The sequence below is a fragment of the Parendozoicomonas verongulae genome (genome assembly GCF_009711465.1).
Lineage (GTDB): Bacteria > Pseudomonadota > Gammaproteobacteria > Pseudomonadales > Endozoicomonadaceae > Sansalvadorimonas > Sansalvadorimonas verongulae.
This window is the reverse complement of the sequence record NZ_SMME01000728.1, coordinates 1-7747: the sequence shown is the minus strand read 5'-3', so window position 1 is coordinate 7747 and position 7747 is coordinate 1. Positions and strand designations below refer to the sequence as shown.

At 49.6% G+C, this 7747-nt stretch carries 7 protein-coding genes; all 7 read right to left on the bottom strand.

Translation table 11 applies throughout. From position 1 onward, the window contains the following. Window positions 1-43: 43 nt before the first annotated feature. Entirely contained in the window at window positions 44-592 is a 549-nt protein-coding gene (locus E1189_RS04135; RefSeq protein WP_230460144.1) for a nuclear transport factor 2 family protein, read from the bottom strand. Between the two features lie 69 nt (window positions 593-661). Beyond that, window positions 662-1396, bottom strand: coding sequence for an SDR family NAD(P)-dependent oxidoreductase (locus tag E1189_RS04130; protein WP_155158797.1), 735 nt, complete (start codon window positions 1394-1396; stop codon window positions 662-664). Window positions 1397-1704: 308 nt separating this feature from the next. Then, complete coding sequence (locus E1189_RS04125) at window positions 1705-2838, bottom strand: glycerate kinase (RefSeq protein WP_155158796.1); 1134 nt, start codon at window positions 2836-2838, stop codon at window positions 1705-1707. Window positions 2839-2867: 29 nt separating this feature from the next. Then, entirely contained in the window at window positions 2868-4130 is a 1263-nt protein-coding gene (locus tag E1189_RS04120; protein ID WP_155158795.1) for a GntP family permease, read from the bottom strand. A 106-nt stretch (window positions 4131-4236) separates the two neighbouring features. Further along, a complete protein-coding gene (locus E1189_RS04115; protein WP_230460143.1) occupies window positions 4237-5391 on the bottom strand; it encodes a sugar diacid recognition domain-containing protein in 1155 nt (384 codons plus the stop codon). Between the two features lie 100 nt (window positions 5392-5491). Beyond that, window positions 5492-6193 carry an acid phosphatase AphA gene (aphA, locus tag E1189_RS04110; protein ID WP_155158793.1) on the bottom strand — a complete coding sequence of 234 codons (702 nt, stop codon included), beginning with the start codon at window positions 6191-6193 and terminating at the stop codon, window positions 5492-5494. Between the two features lie 223 nt (window positions 6194-6416). Then, window positions 6417-7724, bottom strand: coding sequence for an anaerobic C4-dicarboxylate transporter (locus E1189_RS04105; RefSeq protein ID WP_329601889.1), 1308 nt, complete (start codon window positions 7722-7724; stop codon window positions 6417-6419). Window positions 7725-7747 lie beyond the last annotated feature (23 nt).

The following is a 7747-nucleotide window of genomic DNA, read 5'->3' as shown; positions in this document are numbered from 1 at the left end:
TCAAGCAACCGTCATGGGTAACTTAGCCCAACTTAAAGAAGAGTCACTTCGCTTTGGCTTTAGTTTTGGTTTTGGTTTCAGGCAGCGGCTGAAGATAAATTTGCTCACGCAGAACCTGCCAGCGCCCGTCTTCAAAACGCAGTTCTATGTTGCACAGAAGCAACATTTCCTCACCCGTCATGCCACTATGCTTCCGTGTCAGGACACTCACCGCAGAATTTCCGAGCACGTGAAAATCATGCCAGTCTGCCCAGGTATTGAGCTGGACCTTCCCTTCTTCAGCCTGCTTCCTGAATATGGTTATAAATTGCTTTTTATTGTATGCCTTGACCGTACCATCAGGTAGCACCAGTGTTGTATGAAAATCCTTGTGGTAAATTGATTCCAGCGCGTCCACATCGTAATGGGTGGCACGATCAATCAGGTGATCCATTGCCGCACGCACCCCTTCTACGGTTCGGGTCCCTTTTAACTTCTCTGGCACCACATATCCCGGATCAAGTACGGTCATTTTTTGCTTTACATCAGCGTTAGCAATGCCCCACAGGGAGCATATAGCAAAGATAACAACGGAAAAGGCTTTCAGCTTCATGTAGATTCTCTCTTTGCAATGTTGAACGAATAAACGACATCAACAAGTGAACCAGAAGGGCCAAACAAACTATCCAAGCCCACCATCAACACCAATCACCTGACCTGTGACCCATGACGCTGACGGGCCAGCCAGAAATACGATCCAGTGGCTTATATCTTCGGGAACACCCCGACGCCCTAAAGGAATAGCTGCTCTTTCCTGATCTTCAATATGTTTTGCCTGCTCCTCGCTCAGCCCCATCATCCCGGTGAGTGCTCCGGAATCTGTTGGGCCCGGAGCAACAGCATTCACCCGGACATCCGGAGCCAGCTCCAGAGCCCATACCCGGGTCATATAATCCAGCGCCGCTTTGCTGCCTCCATAATGAGAAAGAGTCTTGGCGGGCATATGCCCTGCGATACTGGAAACATTAATAATACATCCTTTGGTTTTTCTGAGGTGTGGAAGACTGGCTGCTGAGAGCAAACTGGGTGCAAGAATGTTCAATGCGCAGATTTCATTAATTTTTTCTTTGCTGATTTCTTCAAGCAGGGCATTTGCACCCGCTCCCGCATTGTTAACCAGAACATCCAGTTGCCCCCATTTTGAGATGACAGTATCAATAATCAATTCTGCGCTGGCTGGGTCTGCGCTATCCGCAACCAAAGATGAAATATTTTCATGCATGCCTGCCACTTCATCGAGAGTCGCAGCCCGTCGACCAGTGATCAGAACCTTGGCCCCCTGCTGTGCAAACTCCAGTGCGGTTGCCTTACCTATACCGCTACTGCCTCCAGTAATAACAACTGTTTTACCTTCCATAATAGAATTCACCTCAATAGAATTTGACTTGCTATGCATGTCCAATAAAAAAGCTATGTACCTTTGTCCAAGGCTCATGTGGTGCGGGAAAAGACACACGCATTCTAGTCAGAAATAGACATAGGTAATGACAAATACAGGAGTAAGAATAAAATAGTTTTGGAAGGGGTAACTGATATAACCAGGCTCTATAACATTACGAGCTGTCCCACCCACAATAGCCTGACATTTCATTTCACACTCACGCCTGAAAACGAAAAAAGCCCCGGAACCAGAAGGTTACGGGGCTTTTCGTCAGCGCATGGCTATCACTTCAAAAGAGTCAGCGTACTTGCCAGGTTACGAGCTGCGCGAACCAGGTTCTCCTCGCCCGCTGCCAAGGCTTCTTCTACTGAGATAGAGGCATGAATAATCGGGAACAGCGCATCAATGCCCTGCCCATAAACCGCTTCAACACCCGCACCTACACAGCCAGACAAAGCCACCACCGGTAGCCCGAACTGCTTAGCAATACGTGCTACGCCAACTGGAGTTTTGCCCTGTGCAGTCTGGCCATCGATACGCCCTTCGCCAGTAATCACCAGATCGGCACCATCCATTTTAGGAGCCAGCTCAACAGCGTCCATCACAATATCAATACCCGGTTGCAGGTCTGCCTTCATGAAGGCCAGCAATCCTGCGCCCATACCACCGGCTGCACCGGCACCGGGGTGGTGCTCAACAGCAACACCCAGATCACGCTCAATCACTGTCGCATATTGCTTGAGGGCTGCATCCAGCTGTTTCACCATCTCAGGTGTTGCACCTTTTTGAGGGCCAAAGACGGCTGAGGCACCATTGGCACCAGTGAGAGGATTGTCGACATCACAAGCCGAAACAAATTCCACAGATGCCAGCCGGCTATCCAGACCAGATGTATCGATCTTGGCCAGCTTGGCCAGTGCAGCACCGCCAACAATCAGTTCTTTGCCTTCACTATCCAACAGAGAGGCACCCAGTGCCTGCATCATGCCTGCACCACCGTCGTTTGTGGCACTGCCACCGATACCCACGATCATGCGTTTGATGCCCTGATCCAGGGCATGACGAATCAGTTCACCAGTGCCGTATGTTGTGCTCATAAGCGGGTTGCGCTTCTCAGCAGGAACCAGCTCAATACCAGACGCCATTGCCATTTCGATAACAGCGGTTTTCCCATCTCCCAGCATGCCGTAGCAGGCGGCCACAGTTTCGCCCATAGGGCCGGTCACATCGACGTTAACGATACGACCACAGGTGGCATCCACCAGAGATTGCATTGTGCCTTCGCCGCCATCAGCCACAGGCACCTTTACACAATCCGCATCAGGAAGAATCTGTTTCAGACCCACCTCGATAGTGTTGGCCACTTCAGCGGCTGTCATGCACTCTTTGAAAGAATCCGGCGCAATAATAATTTTCATGGTTAATAACTCGCTATCTCTTCAAAGACTTAAACTTTCAAAATGCCATACATCAGGGTTGCCGTAGCTGCCATGGAGAAACCAATCAGAGTTTCCCAGGGCAAAGCGCGCAGACGCTCTTTAATACTCATGCCCACACTGCCACCGGTTGAATGGAAGAAGCTGCCGTGTGGCATATGGTCGAGCACAGTTGCACCGGCATGCATCATTGCAGCAGCACCCAGAGATGGAATACCCAGAGAGATGATGATGGGGCCAAATACGTTTGAGGCAACGGCCGTACCAGCTGTGGTGGAGGCGGTTGCGGCAGACATCAGAATACCACTCAAGGGCGCCAGCAGATAAGCAGGAAGACCGGAAGCTTTCAGGAAATCAACCAGGGAATCGCTCAAACCAGAATGGGCAATAATACCCGCCAGAGTACCTGTACCGATCAGCATAATCGCCACGCCACTCATACGTTGCAAACCGCCAATAGCAAAGCTGTTGATTTCACGAATACGCCCCATGGCCAGAGCACCGGCTATACCACCTACAGGCAGAGCAATCAAAGGATCGATAGCAATACCTGCCAGCGGACGCAGGGCCAGCAGGCCAATAGCAACCAGAGGTGCAGTCAGTGCTGCCATCAGGGAAGGACGGGTGTGGTCAGTATCAGATTCGTGGATCACATCTTCTGTCACCATGGTGCCTTTTTTAACCAGTGATTTGGCTACAAAGTAAGTCACCACAATGCCCACCAGCGCAGGAATAATGTTGGCACTCATCACAGTGGTCAAAGGCAGGTGGAAAGCATCTGACGCAGCAATGGTATTCGGGTTAGGAGAAATGATATTACCGGCCTTACCACCACCGACCATGGCAACCAGAGCAGATAAAATAGTAATATTGGCACGGCGGGCAATAGCCAGTGCAATAGGTGCTACGGTGATAACGGCTACGTCAACAAATACGCCAGCTGCCGTCAGTAGCATGGTGGCCAGAATCAGGGCAATAACCGCCTGAGCCTCACCAACGGCATCGACAATCTTTTCGGCGATCACACCAGCACCACCAGATTCAATCAACACACCTGCCAACACACCGGCGGCCAGAATACGCAGGATGGAAGGGGTAATCCCTTTTACACCCATGATCATCAGCGTCACACTGTCGCCTAAACTGGCCATGCCAATCAGGGCACCCAGCAAAGCGCCAATCATCATCCCGTAAGCAGGGGGTACACGTTTAAGGATAAGTCCGATGGATATGGCGAGGCCACTTAAGGCGCCGACAGTGGTAACTTCTATCATAGTCGGTATTCCGGTAAGAATTTGATATGCCGGAAATTATCGTTCAAATTCTGCGCTTTGGTATTGTCAAACTGACCAATTATTTACAAAACAACACCACAAAAAATTATGCGATTGCACAATTTTTCAACTCATGCAGCCGCAGAGAAAAGTGCAGGAACAGCAGATCATTAAAGTGACGAGGGTTACGTCCTGTCAGTTTCCGGATACGATCCAGCCGATAGTTCAGGGTATTTCGATGTATATAAAGACTGCTGGCCGTCACCCCTACATCACTGCGGCTATCAATATAACGACGCAAGGTTTTTTGCAGTACACCACGGCTATCCTTCTCGATCAGTGGCTCAATCAGATGCAGAAGCTCTTTGCCTTTCCAGCTGTTCTTGAGCTCCAGCATCAAACTGTCCATCTGGTAGTCGTAATAGCGGTAGAGACGTTTGTTCGGGTCCAGCTCAGCACCCACCTGAAAGGCTTCCTGAGCACTCTGGTAAGAGATGGCCAGACCATTTAAACCCGGTACATAACGGCCAACAGCAATACGGTAATCAATATCTGCAAAGCTTTCTATCCGTTTCATAATCTTCACGAGATAAGGGTCCACCTGATCTGGATGCCACTTATGGGGAATACTCACCCGGTGTAGCACAATCACTTGCGTGGGGCATACTAAAGCCACCAGGTTTTCGGGCTGATTATCACTCAGAAGCTGCTGGATAGATTCGATGTCATGAACTTTTAAGTCTTTCCCTTCACGGGTTTTTGCGCTCACCAGGATCGCGACTCTGGGAATATCCGGATCAATCCCCAGCTTACGGGTACGCACCTCAAACAGTTCATCACGCTCAGCTTCACCGTAGATCATTTCTGAGACAACATTCTCCCGCTGTCGTTTATTCCAGTGAATCTCTGAAATAACAGATGCGTTTTCGACCATCAGTTCAGCCGTCATCACCACAAGGTCAGCAAATTGGGAAACAGACTCCGGATTACCGGTTACGCCAACAACACCGATAATTTCCCGACGAAAACGAATCGGCCGATTGATGCCGGGTTGAACACCTTCCAGCTGCACTGCCTGGGAGGCACTGACATCAAAGGCTATACCGGTTTCAAGCACTTTCAAGGCCCCGGCATGCACCTGATACTTTCGTTCAGGTAATCCGGTTCCAATGATAATACCCGCCCGGTCCATGACATTGACGTTGTGGGGAATAATTTTCATTGCACGCTGAACGATTTGTTGTGCAACAGGCTCCGTCAAAAAGGGTTGCATGGGTTAGTGGTTCATAGATTTCAGACCGGATAAGAAAAAGGCTTCAGCAAATCATCGCCGAAGCCTTTCATCTGAAGAACTTTAACAGTTAGTAGTTAGAGTTCATCAACACCTTCTCACCAAACTTGCCTGCATGAGGCAGTGGCGTATAGGTGGTTTGTGCACCACGGAGGAAACGAATGCCCTCAATACCAGCTTCCTGAGCAGAGGTCATGTCGGAATCTGCATCACCGTAGAACAGCTTTATCTTAGCGGCTTTCAGTTGCTTAACTTTTTCCAGACCATGGGCAAATACCACAGGCTTGATCTGGGCACGGTACTGTTCAGGGAACAGAGCGCGGATAGTTTCGGTAACCGTTTCCTGGCCTTGCGGTGCGGTACGACCCGTTACGAAGTAAACAGTATCACCACGCTTGAGGTGCATATTCACCAACTTCAGAGCAGACTTCTTGGGAATAGAGAATTTACGATCCAGCCCCGTGTTCGCTTCATTCCAGAAATCCTGATTGTTCAGGTAGTCGAAGCTGTCCGGAGAGTATTTGTTCTTACCGTAGTAGAACAAAGGTGAGGAAAACAGCATGGTGTCGTCAATATCCAGACCTACGACGATGTTGCCCTCAGACAGGCTCTTTTCTATATCAGCAACAGAAACCCAGTGAACTTTGTCGTACTGCTGCACCAGCGCAGAGCTTGCGGTGAACATATCAACAGTTTGAACATCTTTTGCTGGAGCAGCATTTGCAGCAGAACCTGCAGCAAGCAGAAGGGCACCCAGAAGGAGTTTTTTCATGAAGTTTACGCTCTTACAACGAAACGCATTGGTGAATATTACAGCGTTTTTACAATTTCGCTATATAAGCGTCAACAAACAGAGGGCATGAGACGTACAATCCCCTAATCCCCCGCGGCAATCTCGCAAGTAATACTACACACTAAAAAACGCAGCCTACCAACACAAGTGCCAGACAAGCTGCGTCCAGGGGGCAATAGAAAGCCATATTAAAAAGCGATGGTCACAGAACCACACTGCCAAAAGTGAAGGCCAGCGCCACAGAGGAAGAGATGGTCACAACACCCGGAATAAAGAACGGGTGGTTAAACACGTAGTTCCCAATACGGGTGGAACCGGTGTCGTCCATTTCAACCGCTGCCAGCAGTGTTGGATAGGTTGGCAGTACAAACAGTGCACTTACCGCTGCGAAAGAGGCAATGGCAGTCAGTGGTGCCACACCAATAGCCAGAGCTGCAGGCATCAGCGCCACAGTGGTTGCCCCCTGGGAGTACAACAGCATGGAAGCAAAAAACAAGACCAGAGAGAGCATCCATGGGTGGTCACTCAATAAAGTACCGGCAACAGCCTTGATATCCGCTATGTGACCGTGAACAAAGGTAGAACCCAGCCATGCAACACCCAGCACACAGACGCAAGCTGTCATACCGGAACGGAAAGTAGACACTGTGGTGATCTTGGAAGAGTCAATTTTGGTCACCAGAGTAATCAGTGCAGCAGCCCCCAGCATAAAGGTCATGATAGCGGCGTTACGGCCCAGTGCAGGATCTTCAATCAGGCCCACAGATTTAGAAATAGCTGCAGCATAAAGAACCACCAGGGCAATGGCACCAACAAAGATAAAGGTGGCAGTTTTGGCAGTTGGCAGAATTTCACGTTTCTTACCATCAGATACTTTAACCAGACCGTTGCGCAGACGCTCCTTATAAATAGAGTCATCTTTCAATTCACAGCCCATAAAGTTCGCTACGAATGCGCCAATCATACAGGCCGTAAATGTGGTGGGAATACATACTGCCAGCAGAGTGAGGTAATCCACTCCAAAAGGTGCCAGCATTCCGGAGAAAGCAACAACTGCTGCCGAAATAGGCGACGCAGTAATAGCAATCTGGGAGGCAATAACAGCAATAGACAGTGGACGGGAGGGGCGAATGCCCTGCTCTTTTGCCACTTCTGCAATCACCGGCAGAGTTGAGAATGCGGTATGGCCTGTCCCGGCCATCAGTGTCATCAGATAGGTGACAATGGGAGCATAAAATGTAATGCGTTTCGGATTCTTCCGCAGAAAGCCTTCTGCCAGCTGCACCAGCCAGTCCATACCACCAGCCAGCTGCATTGTCGCAATAGCAGTGATAACCGACATAATAATCAGAATCACATCAATAGGAATCAGAGACTGACTGGTGGGCATTCCCATAACCAGGGAAAGTACAATCACACCCAACCCGCCGGTAAAGCCTATACCGATTCCCCCGATACGGGCACCGATAAAGATAAAGAACAGAACAACAAACAGCTCAACCCAAGTCACTGGGACACCTCATTGATTTCCAA